This is a genomic window from Pseudomonas sp. URMO17WK12:I12 (genome assembly GCF_000514395.1).
In the GTDB taxonomy this organism is placed as follows: Bacteria; Pseudomonadota; Gammaproteobacteria; order Pseudomonadales; family Pseudomonadaceae; genus Aquipseudomonas; species Aquipseudomonas mucoides.
The window spans coordinates 189,218-207,473 of sequence record NZ_AZVV01000011.1 but is presented as its reverse complement, the minus strand read 5'-3'; the positions used below and the strand labels follow the sequence as shown (position 1 = coordinate 207,473).

Annotated in this window: 19 protein-coding genes; 15 read left to right on the top strand and 4 right to left on the bottom strand. The window is 60.3% G+C overall.

Going from position 1 to position 18,256, the window contains the following annotated elements:
- Nucleotide 1 precedes the first annotated feature (1 nt).
- Together D882_RS0116740 and D882_RS0116735 are read right to left on the bottom strand one after the other, a co-directional pair.
- Nucleotides 2–1,720 (bottom strand): C13 family peptidase, encoded by a 1,719-nt coding sequence (locus D882_RS0116740; protein WP_027924309.1) that lies wholly within the window; start codon nucleotides 1,718–1,720, stop codon nucleotides 2–4.
- Between the two features lie 101 nt (nucleotides 1,721–1,821).
- On the bottom strand, nucleotides 1,822–2,277 hold the full coding sequence (locus tag D882_RS0116735) for a MaoC family dehydratase (RefSeq protein ID WP_027924308.1): 456 nt from the start codon (nucleotides 2,275–2,277) through the stop codon (nucleotides 1,822–1,824).
- A gap of 195 nt (nucleotides 2,278–2,472) precedes the next feature.
- Here D882_RS0116735 and D882_RS0116730 point away from each other — a divergent pair, with 195 nt between their 5' ends.
- The 3 genes from D882_RS0116730 to D882_RS0116720 are packed head-to-tail and all read left to right on the top strand — an operon-like array spanning nucleotide 2,473 to nucleotide 4,149.
- A complete protein-coding gene (locus tag D882_RS0116730) occupies nucleotides 2,473–2,835 on the top strand; it encodes a CidA/LrgA family protein (RefSeq protein WP_027924307.1) in 363 nt (120 codons plus the stop codon).
- 2 nt (nucleotides 2,836–2,837) lie between these two features.
- The gene (locus tag D882_RS0116725; protein WP_172825967.1) at nucleotides 2,838–3,548 is read left to right on the top strand and encodes an LrgB family protein; all 711 of its coding nucleotides are present in this window, start codon (nucleotides 2,838–2,840) and stop codon (nucleotides 3,546–3,548) included.
- 10 nt (nucleotides 3,549–3,558) lie between these two features.
- Nucleotides 3,559–4,149, top strand: coding sequence for an LON peptidase substrate-binding domain-containing protein (locus D882_RS0116720; protein ID WP_027924305.1), 591 nt, complete (start codon nucleotides 3,559–3,561; stop codon nucleotides 4,147–4,149).
- A 41-nt stretch (nucleotides 4,150–4,190) separates the two neighbouring features.
- On the opposite strand, the gene D882_RS0116715 is transcribed toward D882_RS0116720, so the two are convergent.
- Entirely contained in the window at nucleotides 4,191–5,507 is a 1,317-nt protein-coding gene (locus D882_RS0116715; RefSeq protein WP_027924304.1) for a bifunctional DedA family/phosphatase PAP2 family protein, read from the bottom strand.
- Between the two features lie 179 nt (nucleotides 5,508–5,686).
- Nucleotides 5,687–6,385: a DNA-3-methyladenine glycosylase gene (locus D882_RS0116710; RefSeq protein ID WP_027924303.1), complete on the bottom strand. Its 699-nt coding sequence runs from the start codon at nucleotides 6,383–6,385 to the stop codon at nucleotides 5,687–5,689.
- 189 nt (nucleotides 6,386–6,574) lie between these two features.
- Here D882_RS0116710 and D882_RS0116705 point away from each other — a divergent pair, with 189 nt between their 5' ends.
- From D882_RS0116705 to lipA, 12 genes are all read left to right on the top strand, one after another.
- Nucleotides 6,575–7,846 carry a glutamate-5-semialdehyde dehydrogenase gene (locus D882_RS0116705; protein WP_027924302.1) on the top strand — a complete coding sequence of 424 codons (1,272 nt, stop codon included), beginning with the start codon at nucleotides 6,575–6,577 and terminating at the stop codon, nucleotides 7,844–7,846.
- A 1-nt stretch (nucleotide 7,847) separates the two neighbouring features.
- Nucleotides 7,848–8,537, top strand: a complete 690-nt coding sequence (nadD, locus tag D882_RS0116700; RefSeq protein WP_027924301.1) for a nicotinate-nucleotide adenylyltransferase — start codon at nucleotides 7,848–7,850, stop codon at nucleotides 8,535–8,537.
- 71 nt (nucleotides 8,538–8,608) lie between these two features.
- Complete coding sequence (gene rsfS, locus D882_RS0116695) at nucleotides 8,609–9,103, top strand: ribosome silencing factor (RefSeq protein WP_027924300.1); 495 nt, start codon at nucleotides 8,609–8,611, stop codon at nucleotides 9,101–9,103.
- Nucleotides 9,104–9,112: 9 nt separating this feature from the next.
- A complete protein-coding gene (gene rlmH / locus D882_RS0116690) occupies nucleotides 9,113–9,580 on the top strand; it encodes a 23S rRNA (pseudouridine(1915)-N(3))-methyltransferase RlmH (protein WP_007937439.1) in 468 nt (155 codons plus the stop codon).
- A gap of 10 nt (nucleotides 9,581–9,590) precedes the next feature.
- The gene (mrdA, locus tag D882_RS0116685) at nucleotides 9,591–11,486 is read left to right on the top strand and encodes a penicillin-binding protein 2 (protein WP_027924299.1); all 1,896 of its coding nucleotides are present in this window, start codon (nucleotides 9,591–9,593) and stop codon (nucleotides 11,484–11,486) included.
- Nucleotides 11,487–11,517: 31 nt separating this feature from the next.
- The gene (gene rodA, locus D882_RS0116680; RefSeq protein ID WP_050590204.1) at nucleotides 11,518–12,621 is read left to right on the top strand and encodes a rod shape-determining protein RodA; all 1,104 of its coding nucleotides are present in this window, start codon (nucleotides 11,518–11,520) and stop codon (nucleotides 12,619–12,621) included.
- Nucleotides 12,622–12,638: 17 nt separating this feature from the next.
- Nucleotides 12,639–13,649: a lytic murein transglycosylase B gene (gene mltB, locus D882_RS0116675; protein ID WP_027924297.1), complete on the top strand. Its 1,011-nt coding sequence runs from the start codon at nucleotides 12,639–12,641 to the stop codon at nucleotides 13,647–13,649.
- Nucleotides 13,649–14,662, top strand: a complete 1,014-nt coding sequence (locus D882_RS0116670; protein ID WP_027924296.1) for a septal ring lytic transglycosylase RlpA family protein — start codon at nucleotides 13,649–13,651, stop codon at nucleotides 14,660–14,662. The genes mltB and D882_RS0116670 overlap by 1 nt, the downstream gene beginning before the upstream one ends.
- A gap of 322 nt (nucleotides 14,663–14,984) precedes the next feature.
- Nucleotides 14,985–16,142 (top strand): D-alanyl-D-alanine carboxypeptidase family protein, encoded by a 1,158-nt coding sequence (locus D882_RS0116665; RefSeq protein WP_027924295.1) that lies wholly within the window; start codon nucleotides 14,985–14,987, stop codon nucleotides 16,140–16,142.
- A gap of 87 nt (nucleotides 16,143–16,229) precedes the next feature.
- Nucleotides 16,230–16,505: a DUF493 domain-containing protein gene (locus tag D882_RS0116660; RefSeq protein ID WP_027924294.1), complete on the top strand. Its 276-nt coding sequence runs from the start codon at nucleotides 16,230–16,232 to the stop codon at nucleotides 16,503–16,505.
- Nucleotides 16,505–17,152: a lipoyl(octanoyl) transferase LipB gene (lipB, locus tag D882_RS0116655; protein ID WP_027924293.1), complete on the top strand. Its 648-nt coding sequence runs from the start codon at nucleotides 16,505–16,507 to the stop codon at nucleotides 17,150–17,152. Before D882_RS0116660 ends, lipB begins: the two co-directional genes overlap by 1 nt.
- Nucleotide 17,153: 1 nt before the next feature.
- Complete coding sequence (gene lipA, locus D882_RS0116650; RefSeq protein WP_027924292.1) at nucleotides 17,154–18,179, top strand: lipoyl synthase; 1,026 nt, start codon at nucleotides 17,154–17,156, stop codon at nucleotides 18,177–18,179.
- Nucleotides 18,180–18,256: the final 77 nt, after the last annotated feature.

Below are 18,256 nucleotides of genomic sequence, written 5' to 3'. Positions count from 1 at the left end.
CTTAGTTGCTCTTTGCATCCTTGCTGTCGATAGAGACACTTTGTAGCGCTTTTCGTGCCTGCTGCTTGCGTAGCAACTGCCAGTGCGAGATGACCGTTTTCGGGGCCCAGAGCTGCGGTTCAGAGGCTTCGAAGCTGTCCGCCAGTTCGCGTTCGGCGACGGTGGCCTTGGCCAGTTTGAAGGCTTGCTCCAGGTCGTCGGTCTGGTTCAGCGCCTGAGCAAACAGCGCGTCGCCGAAGTAGGTGAAGTTGGCTTCCTCGGAGCAGCCAAAGGACACGCGGTCTGCCCGCGTGGCCGTCATGATGAGCGTGCGTTCGTCTTTCAATGCCGGAATGAATCCACCGGAATAGCAGGAGGAAATCACGATGACCTTGTCGCGATTCTTCAACGGCGCCAGCACCGCGGCGAGTTCATCGGCCGGCAGGTCGGACAGCTCCATGCGCGGCTGGTCGAGCACCAGTTCGTGTTCGGCGGTGCCGTGGCTGGTCAGGTAAATGAAGATCAGGTCTTCCGGGCCGCTGCGCTCGGCCAGGGTTAATGCCGCACGGCGCAGGTTTTCCCGGGTGGCCATGGGCCGGTCGACGAGGTGGTCGCGATGATTCACCAGCCGGATTTGCCCAATTGCACCGAAGCGGCTGCTGAGCATGTTGCTGACGTAATCGGATTCGCGCAGGAACACGCTTTGTTTGCCGTCACCGCCCACGGTCAGGGTGTACAGCTCGACGGCCGGCGTCGAGGTCGGCACGTTGAGCAGGGCGTCGTCGAGCAAGCGACCCTGAGCCAGCAAGCCAAGCTCCAGGCTGTCGGGCAGCAACTTGCCATCGGCGTCACGCACACGCTGGCCATTGTTCCACGTGCCACTTTGCACGGTGCCGTCAGTCAGCACCAGCGTGCCTCGACCTGAATAGCTGTCACCGTCGAACTGGCCGGTATAAAAGCTGCCATCGGGCAGATTCAAACGGCCCTGGCCGGTGAAGCGCCAGTCGCTGAACTGGCCGATGTAGTGGCTGCCATCCGCACCGATCAACTCGCCCTTGCCGTTCAGCGAGCCTTCCTTGAACTGACCGAGCCAGACATCGCCGTCGGCATTCTCGTAGCGACCCTTGCCGTGCAATTGATTATTCTTGAAACCGCCCGCGTAGATGTCACCGTCGGCGCTGTTGAAGGTCCCGTTGCCTTCCAGTTGCCCATCGACGAAATGCCCGGTGAACTGATTGCCGCTGGCGTCGCCGCGCTGGCCTTCACCGTTGGGTTTGCCATGGGCGAACTGGCCCTGGTACGAGCTGCCGTCATCGAGTTCGAGATGACCGAGCCCTGAATATTGATCGGCCTTGAATTCGCCGCGATAGGTCATGCCGTTTTCTTTGAGCGTGCCTTCACCCTCGCGCCGACCGAGTTTGAAACCGCCGGTGTAGCTGCTGCCCGGTGTGGTCAGCGTGCCCTGGCCGTCGAACAGGCCCTGATTGAAATTCCCGCGATAGACCTCGCCGTTGCTGCCATGCCATTCGCCCTGGCCATGCCATTGACCCTTGTCGAATTCGCCGGCGTACCAGCTGCCGTTCGGGTAGTCGATGCGACCCTGACCTTGCAGCAAGCCGTTGACCAGATCACCGCGATAGCGCCCACCGTCCGGCAGCCGGGCATCGGGAGGCAGCAGCGATTCGCCATCGCCGCAAGCGGTGAGCAACAGGGTCAAGGCAAGGAGTGCAAGTGAGCGCATAGCGGGATCCGGGCAATTAGGCGACCGAGTATGCCGCAGCTATGTGTCGTATATATAGAGAGGGTCGCGAAACAGCGTGAGCTGCTTCGCATCCGGGAGGTTTACACGAAGCAGAGGGAAAGTGATTCAGCGATATAGGCCGGTTTTTCCGAGCCTTCTATCTCAAGGGTGCAGATGGCCTTGAGCAGCCATTGACCGGGTTTTTTCTCGGTGGCGTCGCTGAGGTCGACCTTGAGCCGTACTTTCGAATCGACCTTGACCGGTTGAATGAAACGCACGCTGTCGAGACCGTAATTGACCACCATCTTCGCGCCTTGGGGGAGGATGAGGATGTCTTCGATCAGTTTCGGGATCAGTGACAGCGACAGGAATCCATGGGCGATGGTGCTGCCAAATGGCGTTTGCGCGGCTTTGACCGGGTCGACATGAATAAACTGATAATCACCTGTGGCTTCTGCGAACAGGTTGATGCGCTCCTGATCGATGGTGAGCCATTCGGAACGTCCGAGTTCCTTGCCGACATAATCTTTGAGCTCTGCAACGGGAACATGGGGCATTGAGACTCTCCTTGGGTTTCATCGGATTTATAGTTTTTCGAGTGGGGGGATTTGACCTCCCTGTGAACCACTTTAGATCAACATGGCAAATGGCTCCGGTCAACTGTCCATGCTTTTGGCGAATGCCGATCCATAGCGCTGACGTGCTTATAATGCTCGGCCCCTGCTTGGGGGGGCGAGTGCGGGAGATGCCGGATGTTGTTACGTGGCCTGACCTGGCTGGTGCTGTTCCAATTGCTGGGCACAGCCATCAATCACCTGTTTTTACCGGTGCTACCGGGGCCGATTATCGGTTTGCTGTTGTTGCTGGTGTACCTGATTTCACGCGGACAAGTCGGCGAGCCGCTGAGCCTGGCGGCCAGCAGTCTGCTGCGTTACTTGCCGTTGCTGCTGGTGCCGCCGGCCGTGGGCGTGATGGTGTACTTCAAGGACATAGCCGCGGACTTCTGGGCCATCGTCGGCGCCTTGGTGTTGTCGCTGGTGCTGTCCATGGCGTTTGCCGGAGTGTTGATGCAACGCATGGTCAAGCGCCACGCCCCTCGCGGAGATGACCAATGATCCTGGATTGGCACGGCGCGCTCGACTCGGTGATTCATCATCCGTTGTTCGGCATCGGCATCACGTTGGGCGCTTATCAGTTGGTGTTGGCCGCTTTCGAGAAAACCCGCTGGATCTTCCTGCAACCGGTGTTGGTCTCGATGCTGGTGGTGATCGGTGTTCTGGTGACCTGCGGCCTGACCTACGCCGAGTACCGCAAGAGCACCGAGATCCTCAGCATCTTGCTCGGGCCTGCGACGGTGGCGCTGGCGGTACCGCTGTACCTTAATCTGCGACGGATTCGGCAGTTGTTCTGGCCGATATTTACTACGCTGGTGATAGGTGGCGTGGTCGCCACGGGCATGGGCGTGTTGCTGGGCTGGTGGTTCGGTGCCGAACACATGATCCTGATGACCATGGCACCCAAGTCGGTGACGTCTCCGATTGCCATGCTGGTGGCCGAGCAGATCGGCGGTGTCGCAGCGCTGGCCGCGGTGTTCGTGTTGATCACCGGCGTGATCGGTGCGATCTTCGGCCCGAGCCTGTTGACCCGGCTGGGTGTCCACAGCCCCGAGGCGCGTGGCATGGCACTGGGCATGACCGCCCATGCGGTCGGCACTTCGGTGGCCTTGCAAGAAAGTGAAGAGTGCGGCGCCTTTGCGGCGCTGGCGATGAGTCTGATGGGCGTGGCCACAGCGGTGTTCCTGCCGTTGGTGGTATCGATGATGGTGTAAGGAAATGTCTATGAGTTTGCCGCTTTTCCCGCTGAACACAGTGCTGTTTCCTGGCTGCATCCTCGACTTGCAGATCTTCGAGGCGCGCTACCTGGACATGATCAGCCGCTGCATGAAACAGGGCGGCGGCTTTGGCGTGGTGTGCATCCTTGATGGCGAAGAAGTCGGCATTGCGCCGGCAGGTTATGCGCTGGTGGGCTGTGAAGCGCTGATCACCGATTTCAAACAGCAGGACAACGGCTTGCTGGGGATTCGGGTGCAGGGCGGGCGGCGGTTCCATGTCTTGCGCACCGAGGTGCAGCGTGATCAGTTGACCGTCGCTGATGTCGAGTGGCTGGAGGATGAACCTGAGCAACCGCTGCAGGATGAAGACGCGGATCTGGTGGCGCTGCTCAAGGCGTTGGCCGAACATCCGATGGTCGAAGCGTTGAACATGGGCACCGAAGCGACCGGGCAACAGTCGCTGGCCAATCAGCTCGCTTATCTACTGCCGTTTGCCGAGGTGGACAAGATCGATCTGCTGCAACTCGATGACCCGCAGCAGCGACTGGATGCGATCCAGGCGCTATTGGATGAGTTGCAAGGCGAGCTGTTTGCTTGAATCGCACCTGTAGCAACTGCCGAGCCTGCGAGGCTGCTACTTCAGTACGCATACCGCAACATCGCATGCGGTAAATGCCGTAACGCGAAGAACGCAAACAAAACCATCAGCGCTGGCAGCACCAGCCACCAGACTTTAGGCGGCATGGCGTTTAGCGGCGCCTGACGCTGGCTCACCCACAAGCTCGCTGCACACACGCACGCCGCCAGCATCGCGCCGGCCAGTACATCCGTCGGCCAATGCGCGCCCAGGTACACCCGCGACAGGGCAATCGCCAGCGCGGGCAAACATCCCAGCAGCAACCAGGTCAGGCGCATTCGCGGCGGTTGGCCGCGACCGGCCAGTACGGCGAGGGTCAGGAATAACGCGAAGGCGCCGGAGGCATGACCGCTTGGCATGCTGTAGCTGGTCAGCGGATCGCTCAGCACTTCCGGGCGTATACGGGCGAAAAATTGCTTGGTGAACGTGTTGCCTAGAGCGGTGACAAGCAGGGTGCTGCCAGCGAAAATCGCCTGTCGCCATTGCCGAGCGATCAGCAGAAGCGCGACCAGCAAGCCACTGAACACCAGCATGTTGCGGAACTCACCGATCAGCGTGAAGAGCACGGCCACTTCATCGAGCATCGGGCTGCGGTGTTCCTGTACCAGGGTCATGACGCCCTGATCGAGCGCGGTCAGGTGCGGATAGCCAATAAACAGTCCCAGCAGAATCAGAAAGCTCATCCCGGCAATCAACATCGTCGCCTTGCGATGGCGGCGCATGCTGCTGGTGATGCTCAGGCCGACCATGGCCGCAATGGCGCCAGCGACAACACCCGCCTCCGGCCAGAAGCCTTCCGGCAACGGCAAACGAATCGCCGCGCCCGTGGCCCAGCCGGGCAGCAGGTACGCCACACTCCAGCCAGCGGCAGCCAACAGACTGACGGCGAAAAATCGCGGGAAGGGCATGTCGAACATGCCGGCGACCATCGGCAGCATCGGACGCAGGGGGCCGATGAAGCGCCCGACCAACAGGCTGGCAATACCATAGCGCTGGAAATACGCCTCGGCCCCGGCAATCCATTCCGGATGATGGCGCAAACCCGGCAGGCGCCGAATGTTTTGATGGAAATGTCGACCGATGAAGTAGGACACGACATCGCCCAGTACGCCAGCGAAGAACCCTAACAGCAACGTTTCACTCAGCGACAGCGCGCCGCTGCCAGCCAGTACCGCCACGGCAAACAACATAACCGTACCGGGCACGATCAGACCGGCAATCGCCAGGCATTCGACAAAGGCCACGATGAACACCGCCGCCGCCAGCCATTGCGGGTTGACCGTCAACCAACCGGTCACGCTATCGAGCCATGGGCCCATAAAAACAACTCCATCAAATGTTCATTGGTCCCATGGGGGACGAACGCAATCTTCCAGACACTTCAGATCCCTTGTAGGCGTGAGCCTGTTCGCGATAGCTGACTGCCAGTCGACATAGATGTCGCCTGATACTCCGCTATCGCGAGCAGGCTCGCTCCTGCAGGTTTCTGGTCATCAAATCAAGACAGTAGAAAATAATCGCGACCTTCGACCTGCCCCCGTCGCAGCGGGTTCCGTGTGCAATACGGTGCATAAGCAGCATCGACGAAGCGGTACATCAAGTGTTCATCGCGCCCATGGGGGATCCCCAGGCGCGTGGTTTGAATGACGTGGGCTGGCGCCGGACCGACGTCCTCAACCAGCAACACCTCATGGTCAAATCGCTTGGCATCCCAGACCGGCACCTTCAAACCCAGCGCCTTGCACAGCAATGTCTGTCCGGCGCACAGCTTTTGCGTCGGGCGAGGGCGGCCTTGGGTGTCGGGGTTGTTCAACAGCATCTGCGCCAGGCTTGCCGGCCCGCTCAATTCGTCGACCCACGGATAGGCGGATTTGATCAGTACCGCGTTGCCCGGGCCCTGAGCGCTGAAGTTCAAGGAGTCGCCGCCACGGGCGTAATACATATAGATGTGACCGCCATCCAGAAACAAAGCCTTACGCTTTTCTGTGTAGCCGAGGGAGGCGTGGCTGCCTTTTTCTTCGAAGTAATAGGCTTCGGTTTCGATAATCCGGGCGCTGAGCCACAGGTCACCAACCCGGTGACGGATGATTTTGCCGAGTAAATCCCGGGCCAGTGTTTGTGCGTCGCGGTCGAAAAACGCATCCGGGAGCCCCGTGGGCAGGCTCGAAGCGGACGCTCGAACAGTCAGGTTGGACATGATGAACGGCGTTTATCAGGGCTGATTGAGCGGTGATGATAACAATTTGCAGCTTAATCCCGGCTGAACGTCGGCAAATTGCCCTCGATTTCGACCATCCGCCCGTCACCGCTGTTAGTCCCGGGACGCGACAGCTATAATCTGCCGCTTTACTCTTTACCAAGACCTTAGCAAAGACCACCACAGACCATGACTGAGTCCGTTCTTGACTACATGACCCGCCTGGGTCGCGCTGCCCGCGAGGCTTCTCGCGTCATCGGCTGCGCCAGCACCGCGCAGAAAAACCGCGCCTTGCAGGCCGCTGCCAATGCGCTGGACGCTGCACGCGCTGAGCTGACGGCTGCCAACGAACTGGATTTGGCCGCGGGTCGCGCTAATGGTCTTGAACCTGCCTTGCTGGAGCGTCTGGCGCTGACCCCGGAACGCATCGACGGCATGATCGTCGGCTTGCGCCAGGTGGCCGCATTGCCGGACCCGGTCGGCGCGATTCGTGACATGAGCTTTCGCCCGTCGGGTATTCAGGTTGGCAAGATGCGTGTGCCGTTGGGCGTGATCGGGATCATCTACGAATCCCGGCCGAACGTGACCATCGACGCCGCCAGCCTGTGCCTGAAGTCCGGTAACGCGACGATCCTGCGTGGCGGTTCCGAAGCCATTCATTCCAACCGTGCCATCGCCGCCTGCATCCAGCGCGGACTGGCCGAAGCCGAACTGCCGGCCGCCGTGGTGCAAGTGGTTGAAACCACCGACCGTGCCGCCGTTGGCGCGCTGATCAGCATGCCGGAATACGTCGACGTCATCGTGCCCCGTGGTGGCCGTGGCCTGATCGAACGCGTCAGTCGTGACGCCCGCGTGCCGGTGATCAAGCACCTGGACGGGATCTGCCACGTTTACGTGAGTGAGCATGCCGACCTGGCGAAAGCCCAGCGCATCGCGTTCAACGCCAAGACATACCGTTATGGCATCTGTGGCGCGATGGAAACGCTGCTGGTGGACCAAACCGTTGCCAAGGATTTCCTGCCGTCGATGGCTGCCCAGTTCCGCGAAAAAGGCGTTGAACTGCGCGGCTGCGAACGCACGCGGGCGATCATCGATGCGGTCACGGTTACTGAAGAAGACTGGACCACCGAATACCTGGCGCCGATTCTGTCGATCCGCGTGGTCGACGGGCTGGACCAGGCCATCGAGCATATTAATAAGTACGGCTCCCATCACACCGACTCGATTGTCAGCGAAAACCTCGCCGATACGCGGCGTTTCGTCGCGCAAGTCGATTCATCGTCGGTAATGATCAACACCCCGACGTGCTTCGCCGATGGCTTTGAATACGGATTGGGTGCCGAGATTGGCATTTCTACTGATAAGCTGCACGCCCGCGGCCCGGTGGGCCTCGAAGGTCTGACCTGCGAGAAGTACATCGTGGTCGGTGATGGCCAGTTGCGCGGCCAGGCGTCGGTCTGACTTGGGCGACCTCGACCCGACAGCCCCAGCCACCGCAAACGAGCCTCAACCTCGGCGCATTGGCATGCTGGGCGGCACGTTCGACCCGGTGCACATCGGCCATCTGCGCGGTGCGCTGGAAGTCGCCGAGTCGTTGGCGTTCGATGAATTGCGTCTGACACCCAGTGCCAGGCCGCCGCATCGCGGTACGCCGCAGGTGTCGGCAAAAGACCGTCTGGCGATGGTCGAGTGCGCGGTGGCCGGTGTGGCACCGTTAGTGGTGGATGCCCGCGAATTGCAGCGGGACAAACCGTCCTACACTATCGATACCCTGGAACTGATGCGCGCCGAACTGGCCGCCCAGACCCAGGTTTTTCTACTTTTGGGCTGGGACGCATTTTGCGGCCTGCCCACTTGGCACCGCTGGGAAGAGTTGCTCCAGCATTGCCACATCCTGGTGCTGCAACGCCCGGATGCCGACAGCGAACCGCCGGATGCCTTGCGCAACCTGCTGGCAGCGCGCTCGGTGAGCGACCCGCTGGCCCTCAAAGGGCCGAGCGGACAGATTGCATTCGTCTGGCAGACACCGCTCGCGGTATCCGCCACCCAGATCCGTCAACTGCTGGCCAGCGGTAAGTCGGTACGTTTCCTGGTGCCCGACGCGGTCCTGGCCTACATCGATGCGCACGGACTTTACCGTGCGTCGAACTGAAAAGAGGCGCGCTTCAAGCACGTGATCACGTGTATCGAAGCCCCCGAACATACGAGCAAAACGAGTTTTATATGACTGACAAAGACGTAGCTAAAGTAAAGCGCAAAGGCACATTCAAAAGCGCTCCACTGCCAGTAGAGGCGCCAACCGGGCCGGAGCTGCGCGGTGAAGAACTGGTCAAGGTTGCCGAAGCCGCCCTGGAAGACGTCAAGGCCCAGGACATTCTGGTGATCGACGTTCGTGAAAAGCAGAGCATCACTGACTTCATGATCATCGCTACCGGTACTTCCAACCGCCAGATCGGCGCGATGCTGGACAAGGTTCGCGAAGCCGTCAAAGCCCAGGGCGTCAAGCCATTGGGTGAAGAAGGCAAGGGTGACAGCGACTGGGTGTTGCTGGATATGGACGATGTCATCGTACACATGATGACGGCCAGCGCTCGTCAGTTCTATGACCTGGAGCGGTTGTGGCAGGGTGCCGAGCAGAGCCGTGCCGGCAGCGCCGCGCACCACAGCCCGGAAAACACCCACGAGCATTTCATCAAGCTCAACAAAGACCAGCAATAAGGGCCCGCTGTGCGACTGCGACTGATCGCCGTCGGTTCACGGATGCCCAAGTGGGTGGAAGAAGGCTGGCATGAATATGCCAAGCGTCTTCCGTCCGAGCTGGCGCTGGAACTGGTGGAAATTCCGCTCAATACCCGTGGCAAGAACGCCGACGTGGCGCGCTTCATCCGTCAGGAAGGCGAAGCCATGCTGGCCAAGGTCGGGCCGAATGAGCGTGTTGTCACCCTCGAAGTCCACGGCAAGCCCTGGAGCACCGAGCAGCTGGCGGTCGAACTCGATCGCTGGCGCCTGGACTCGCGCACGGTGAATTTCATGGTCGGCGGTCCCGAAGGGCTGGCGCCGGAAGTCTGTGCCCGAGCCGATCAGCGCTGGTCATTGTCGCCGTTGACGTTGCCGCACCCGCTGGTGCGTATTCTGATCGGCGAACAGCTGTATCGTGCCTGGACAGTCTTGTCCGGTCACCCTTACCACAAGTAGTTCTGCCCTCATGTCTCAGCCGATCCGTATCAAGGACCACGAAAAAGACGCCCGTCTGGTGCGTGGCCGTGTCGTGTTCGGTGCCATTGCGGTCGTGACGCTTATTTGTGTGCTGATTGCGCGGCTGTATTTCCTTCAGGTCATCCAGTACGAGTACCACTCGACCCTGTCGGAAAACAACCGTGTCCATGTGCAGCCGATTCCGCCGACGCGCGGACTGATCTTTGACCGCAATGGCGTGGTGGTGGCCGATAACCGGCCCAGCTTCAGCCTGAGCATGACCCGCGAGCGCTCCGGCGACTGGCAGCAAGTGCTCGACGTGATCGTCGAAGTGCTGGAGCTGACGCCCGAGGACCGGGTGATCTTCGAGAAACGCATGCGTCAGGGGCGCCGGCCGTTCGAGCCGGTGCCGATCCTGTTCGAACTGACCGAAGAGCAAATCGCCCGGATCGCGGTGAATCAGTTCCGTCTGCCTGGCGTGGAAGTGGTGGCGCAGTTGGTGCGTCACTACCCGCAGGGCGCGCATTTTGCGCACTCGGTCGGGTACATGGGGCGGATCAACGAGAAAGAGCTGAAATCCCTCGATCCGGTCAATTACAGCGGCACCCACCACATCGGCAAGACCGGCATCGAGCGCTTTTACGAGCCTGAGCTGCACGGTCAGGTGGGTTACGAGGAAGTCGAAACCAACGCACGGGGCCGCGTTTTGCGTGTGCTCAAGCGTACCGATCCGATTCCCGGCAAGGACATCGTCCTGAGCCTGGACATCAAATTGCAGGAAGCCGCCGAAGCCGCACTCGGCGGTCGCCGTGGTGCAGTCGTTGCGCTGGACCCGAAAACCGGCGAAGTGCTGGCGATGGTCAGTCAGCCGAGTTTCGACCCGAACCTGTTCGTGACCGGCATCAGCTTCAAGGCCTATTCCGAACTGCGCGACTCGATCGACCGGCCTTTGTTCAACCGCGTGCTGCGCGGACTGTACCCGCCGGGCTCGACCATCAAGCCGGCGGTGGCGATTGCCGGTCTGGATTCGGGGGTGGTCACCGCATCGACCCGCGTGTTCGATCCCGGTTATTACCAACTGCCCAACTACGATCACAAATACCGTAACTGGAACCGTACCGGCGACGGCTACGTGGATCTGGACACGGCGATCATGCGGTCCAACGACACCTACTTCTATGATCTGGCCCACAAGCTGGGAATCGATCGCTTGTCGGCGTATCTGGGCAAATTCGGCATTGGCCAGAAGGTCTCGCTGGACATGTTCGAAGAATCACCGGGCCTGATGCCGTCCCGCGAATGGAAGCGTGCGACCCGTCGCCAGGCCTGGTTCCCGGGTGAAACCCTGATTCTCGGAATCGGCCAGGGCTACATGCAGTCCACGCCGCTGCAACTGGCCCAGGCCACGGCGCTGGTGGCTAACAAAGGTGTGTGGAACCGTCCGCACCTGGCCAAGACCGTCGAAGGCGAGAAGCCGAAAGATGAAAACCCGATGCCGGACATCGTCCTGCGCGATCCGTCGGACTGGACCAAGGTCAACCACGGGATGCAGCAGGTAATGCACGGCGCTCGTGGTACCGCGCGCAAGGCATCGATTGGCGCGCAATACCGGATCGCCGGCAAAAGTGGTACGGCCCAGGTGGTCGCGATCAAGCAGGGCGAGAAGTACGATCGCTCCAAGGTTCAGGAACGCCACCGCGACCACGCCTTGTTTGTCGGCTTCGCGCCGGCCGACAACCCGCAAATCGTGGTGTCGGTGATGGTCGAGAACGGTGAGTCCGGTTCCGGGGTCGCCGCGCCAGTGGTGCGTCAAGTCATGGACGCCTGGCTCCTGGACCAGGACGGCCGACTTAAAGCCGAGTACGCCAGCCCTATCAGCGCAGAGGCTACAGCCCGTGATGAATAATTTTGATCGCATGCTCTCCAGTGAGGATGTGATGCGTCGTCGTGCCACGCTGTTGCAGCGCCTGCATATCGATGGCCCGTTGTTGATTCTGCTGCTGACCCTCGCCGCCGGCAGCCTGTTCGTGCTGTATTCGGCCAGCGGAAAGAGCTGGGACCTGCTGGCCAAGCAAGCCACGTCATTCGGCATCGGCCTGGTGTCGATGATCGTCATCGCACAGTTCGAGCCGCGATTCATGGCGCGTTGGGTGCCGGTCGGTTATGTACTTGGCGTGTTGTTGCTGGTGGTGGTGGACGTCATGGGCCACAACGCCATGGGCGCCACGCGCTGGATCAACATCCCCGGTGTGATCCGCTTCCAGCCCTCGGAGTTCATGAAGATCCTGATGCCGGCGACCATCGCCTGGTACCTGTCCAAGCGCACTTTGCCGCCGCAACTCAAGCACGTAGCGGTCAGTCTGTTCCTGATCGGCTTGCCGTTCATCCTGATCGTGCGGCAACCGGACCTGGGGACATCGCTGCTGATCCTGGCAGGCGGTGCGTTTGTGCTGTTTATGGGGGGCTTGAAGTGGCGCTGGATCATCAGCGTGCTGGCGGCGGCCGTGCCTGTGGCCGTGGCGATGTGGTTTTTCATCATGCACGACTACCAGAAGCAGCGAATCCTGACGTTCCTCGATCCGGAGAGTGATCCGCTGGGCACTGGCTGGAACATCATTCAGTCGAAAGCCGCCATCGGTTCCGGTGGTGTGTTCGGCAAGGGCTGGCTGCTGGGCACCCAGTCGCACCTGGACTTCCTGCCGGAAAGCCACACCGACTTCATTATTGCGGTGTTGGGCGAAGAGTTCGGCCTGGTGGGTATTTGCGCGTTGCTGCTGATCTACCTGCTGCTGATCGGACGGGGTTTGGTGATTACCGCCCAGGCGCAGACATTGTTCGGCAAATTGCTCGCGGGCAGCCTGACCATGACGTTTTTTGTTTACGTTTTCGTCAACATCGGTATGGTCAGTGGCCTGTTGCCGGTTGTGGGGGTGCCGTTGCCGTTCATTAGCTACGGAGGAACTTCGCTGGTGACGCTGCTGTCAGCGTTTGGGGTTTTGATGTCGATCCATACCCATCGTAAGTGGATCGCTCAGGTTTGAATAAGGTGAAGAGTTCAATGCAAGTAATGCGTGGCTGGGTGACTCGATACGCGCCATGGGTCGGCCTGGTAAGCATCCTTGGCACAACGCAGGACGCGTTGGCCGGCGATTACGAAGGCTCACCCCAGGTGGCCGAATTCGTCGGTGAAATGACCCGCGACTACGGTTTCGCCGGTGAACAGCTCATGGGCGTGTTCCGCGAAGCCGAGCGCAAGCAGTCGATTCTGGACGCGATCTCGAAGCCCGCCGAACGGGTCAAGCAGTGGAACGAATACCGGCCGATGTTTATCACTGACGCGCGCATCGCCCGTGGTGTGGACTTCTGGCGTCAGCACGAAGCAGTGCTGGCGCGTGCCGAGCAGGAATACGGCGTACCGGCGCAGGTGATTGTCTCGATCATCGGCGTTGAAACCTTTTTCGGGCGTAATACCGGTAATTACCGGGTGATCGACGCGTTGTCGACCCTGGGTTTCGACTATCCTCCCCGTGCCGAGTTTTTCCGCAAGGAACTGCGTGAGTTCTTGCTGCTGGCCCGGGAAGAGCAGGTCGATCCGTTGACCCTCAAGGGCTCATACGCCGGCGCCATGGGCTTGCCGCAGTTCATGCCGAGCAGTTTTCGCGCGTATGCCGTGGACTTCGACGGCGACGGCCACATCAATATCTGGAACAACCCGGACGATGCCATTGGCAGCGTTGCCAGTTACTTCAAGCGTCACGGGTGGGAGGCCGGCGAGCCGGTGGTCAGCCGCGCCGATGTTCGGGGTGAACAGGTCGACGAAGGTTTGACCACGGGTATCGAGCCGGTTAAAACCGTAGGGGAGTTGCGGGCGCTGGGGTGGTCAAGTCATGATGCGCTGCGCGATGATATGCCGGTCACGGCTTTCCGCCTGGAAGGTGACAATGGCCCCGAGTACTGGATGGGCCTGAAGAATTTCTACGCGATCACGCGTTATAACCGCAGCGTGATGTACGCCATGGCCGTACATCAACTGTCTGAACAGCTGGTCCAAGCACGGGGCGTCAAGTAATGCGGGCATTGCCTATGAATAAACCCCTGAAGCTCATGGCTTTCGCCGCATTGGCGGTGCTGCTTGCCAGTTGCTCGACCAGTCGCGCGCCGGCTCAGAAGTCCTCGTCCACCGCCGTGCGTGCTACGCCGGGGCTGGACATCAACCGCGCCCACAAAGATGGCGCGCCATGGTGGGATGTCGACGTATCGCGCATCCCGGATGCCACGCCGACCCTGCACACCGGTCCTTACAAGGCCAACCCGTACACGGTGCTGGGCAAGACCTATTTCCCGTTGCAAGAATCCAAGACCTACGTCGCCTCGGGCACGGCGTCCTGGTATGGCACCAAGTTTCACGGCCAGAACACCGCCAATGGCGAGGTGTATGACCTGTACGGCATGAGTGCCGCACACAAGACATTGCCACTGCCAAGTTACGTTCGGGTGACCAACCTGGACAACAACAAGAGCGTGATCCTGCGGGTCAACGACCGTGGGCCGTTCTATTCGGACCGCATCATCGACTTGTCCTATGCCGCCGCCAAAAAGCTCGGTTATGCCGAAATCGGCACGGCGCGGGTCAAGGTCGAGGGGATCGACCCGCAACAGTGGTGGGCACAAAAAGGCCGTCCGGCGCCTTTGATGCTCAACGAGCCGCAAGTTGCGCAAAATAGCGCGCCGGTGATTACGGCCTCGGCCGGCACCGTCGAGCAATGGACGCCGCCACCGCAGCAACACGCCGCGGCCGTCGTGCCTGTTCAGCTTGATGCAAAAAAAAACGCTTCTGTACCAGCCTCTGGCCAGTATCTGCAGGTGGGCGCGTTCGCCAACCCGGACGCTGCAGAACTCCTGAGATCGAAGCTCAGCGGGATGGTGAGCGCTCCGGTGTTCATCAGCTCGATCGTGCGCAACCAACAGACACTGCATCGGGTGCGTCTGGGGCCGATCGGTTCTCCGGGTGAAATCCAGCAAGTGCAGAACAGCGTGCGCATGGCCAATCTCGGTTCGCCGAGTCTGGTTACCGCCGAGTAATACGTAGTACTTGATTGAAGGTTCGCTTGCAGTTTGGGGGGCGGACCTGGTTGTTGGCTCGTTAAAGAACAAAAGCCCGGCAAGGGTTCTGAGTGAACAACTGAACACGCGATGACCCGTAGGGTTTGTCCGAAAACTCGCCGAGCGGCGATCAGGCAAGGCAAAAACAGGTGAGGAAGCGGAGTGTAGGGGACCTACATGAGCATTCCGAGGCTGTTTTTAACGCCGCATGATCGTCGCGCAGGCAGTTTTGGACAAAGCCTGAAGGTTGTCTGAATAGTTTTGCCCCTGGGCAGTTTCCATTAGCGATTTCGAGAGACGGATGAACATCACCACCTTTGCCAAACGCCTGTTCCTGTTAGTCCCGCTGCTCCTCTCGCCCGCCGCGTTCGCGGTCGAGGTGATGCCATCACCCCCACAACTGGCCGCCAAGGCCTATGTGCTCATGGATGCCAGCAGCGGCAACGTGCTGGTCGAGAACAATGGTGATCAGCGTCTGCCGCCGGCCAGCCTGACCAAGCTGATGACCGCGTACATCGCGACCCTGGAAATCCGTCGTGGCCAGATCGGCGAAAACGACCCGGTGACCGTCAGCGAAAACGCCTGGCGAACCGGCGGTTCGCGGATGTTCATCAAGGTGGGCTCGCAGGTCACCGTCAGCGACCTGCTGCACGGCATCATCATCCAGTCGGGTAACGACGCCAGTGTTGCGCTCTCCGAGCACATCGCCGGCAGCGAAGACGCTTTCGCCGACGTGATGAACAAAACCGTGGCTGACCTGGGCATGACCAACACCCACTTCATGAACCCGACCGGTCTGCCAAACCCTGAGCACTACTCGTCGGCTCACGACATGGCCGTGCTGGCTCGCGCGATCATCCACGAAGACCCTGCTCACTACGCGATCTACTCGCAGAAAGAGTTCTTCTGGAACGGCATCAAGCAGCCTAACCGCAACCTGCTGCTGTGGCGCGACAAGACGGTCGACGGTCTGAAGACCGGTCACACCGACGAAGCCGGCTACTGCATGGTGTCTTCGGCCGTACGTGATGGCATGCGCCTGATCGCCGTGGTGTTCGGCACCAACAGCGAAGTGGCTCGCGCCGCCGAAACCCAGAAACTGCTGACTTACGGTTTCCGCTTCTTCGAAACCCAGACCTTCTATCAGAAAGGCGCCGAGCTGGCTCAGGCTCCTGTCTGGAAAGGCGCGACCAATCAAGTCAAAGCCGGCCTGGCTGAAGACCTGACCATGACCCTGCCAAAAGGCCAGCTGAAAAAGCTCGCCGCCAGCATGACCATGAACCCGCAACTGGTTGCGCCAATCGCCAAGGGCGACGTGATCGGTAAAGTCGAAGTGAAACTGGACGACAAAGTGGTGCACAGCGCCGACCTGATCGCTCTGGACGCTGTCGAGGAAGGTGGTATCTTCCGCCGCATGTGGGATAGCATCCGTCTATTCTTCTACAGCATCTTCAACTGAATACAGTGTGCACCTGCATGACTTCGCGCTGATCCGGCGCGGGGTCATGCCCGTCGCCACGGCTTACGCTTACGAGGCCGTTACGCCATGACCGATACCGAAGTAAAGGCGCCAAAGATCGAATTTCCCAACGTTGATTACCCGGTTAAGGTGATCAGCGATACTGGCGTGGGCAACAAAGACAAGATTATCGACATCGTCAAGAAGCATGCGACCATCAATGATGACCGCATCGACGAGCGTCAAAGCACCAATGGCAAATACACCACGATTCAGTTGCACATCGTCGCCACCGATCAGGACCAGCTGTACAACATCAACAGCGAACTGCGGGCTACCGGCTTCGTGCACATGGTGTTGTGATGTCTGGCACGCTGGGCTTTCGTGAGCTCGGCCAGATGGCTTACGAGCCGGTCTGGCATGCCATGCAACGCTTCACCAACGAACGCGGCACCGAGGCTGCCGACGAAATCTGGCTGGTCGAGCACCCGCCAGTGTTTACCCAGGGGCAGGCTGGCAAGGCCGAGCACTTGTTGCTGCCGGGAGATATTCCGGTGGTACAGGTCGACCGGGGCGGGCAGGTGACTTATCACGGGCCCGGCCAACTGGTGGCTTATCTGCTGCTGGACGTACGCAAACTCGGGTTTGGTGTGCGTGACCTGGTCACCCGCATGGAACTGTGCCTGATCGAACTGCTGGCGAGTTACGGCGTCACTGCCGCCGCCAAGCCGGACGCACCGGGTGTCTATGTCGACGGGGCGAAAATCGCGTCCCTGGGGCTGCGGATCCGCCACGGTTGTTCCTTTCATGGCCTTGCCCTGAACGTGGACATGAACCTGGAACCGTTTCGACGAATTAATCCCTGCGGCTACGCCGGGCTGGCGATGACCCAGCTGAGCGATCACGCAGGACCGATTGAATTTGCCGAGGTAAGTGCCCGGCTGCGCGCGCAGCTCGTCAAACACCTCGACTATGCTGAGCAGACGACCCTAACGGGCGGAATCGACTGATATGACTACTGATGCAGTGCAAACCATGATCCCGACGCTCGATGTCACCGAGCGTCCGGCCCCGCGTGCCAAGGTTGAAGCCGGCGTCAAGCTGCGCGGCGCCGAGAAGGTTGCACGTATCCCGGTGAAGATCATTCCGACCACCGAACTGCCGAAGAAACCCGACTGGATTCGCGTGCGCATCCCGGTTTCCCCGGAAGTCGACCGCATCAAGGCCCTGCTGCGCAAACACAAGCTGCACAGCGTGTGCGAAGAAGCGTCCTGCCCGAACCTGGGCGAGTGCTTCTCCGGCGGCACCGCGACGTTCATGATCATGGGCGACATCTGCACCCGTCGCTGCCCGTTCTGCGACGTCGGCCACGGCCGTCCGAAACCACTGGACGTCAATGAGCCGCAAAGCCTGGCCATCGCCATCGCCGACCTGAAACTCAAGTACGTGGTGATCACCTCGGTTGATCGCGACGACCTGCGTGACGGTGGTGCCCAGCACTTTGCCGACTGCATCCGTGAGATCCGCAAGCTGTCGCCTAACGTGCAGCTCGAAACCCTGGTCCCGGATTACCGTGGCCGTATGGACGTGGCGCTGGAAATCACCGCGGCCGAGCCGCCAGATGTGTTCAACCACAACCTGGAAACCGTGCCGCGCCTGTACAAGGCTGCGCGTCCGGGGTCGGATTACCAGTGGTCGCTGACCCTGCTGCAACGCTTCAAGCAGATGATGCCGCACATTCCAACCAAGTCCGGCCTGATGCTGGGCCTGGGCGAAACCGACGAAGAAGTCATCGAAGTCATGAAGCGCATGCGCGAACACGACATCGACATGCTGACTCTGGGCCAGTACCTGCAACCGTCCCGCAGCCACTTGCCGGTGCAGCGTTTTGTGCACCCGGACACCTTTGCCTGGTTCGCCGAGGAAGGTTACAAGATGGGCTTCAAGAACGTCGCTTCCGGCCCGCTGGTACGTTCCTCGTACCATGCCGATGAGCAGGCGAAGCTGGTCAAAGCCGAGCTGATCTCGTCCCTGTAATTTGGCGATGACATAAAAGGCGCCCGCATGGCTTTTCAGGCCTTGCGGGCGTTTTTTTGCCTGGCCAGCGCCAGCCA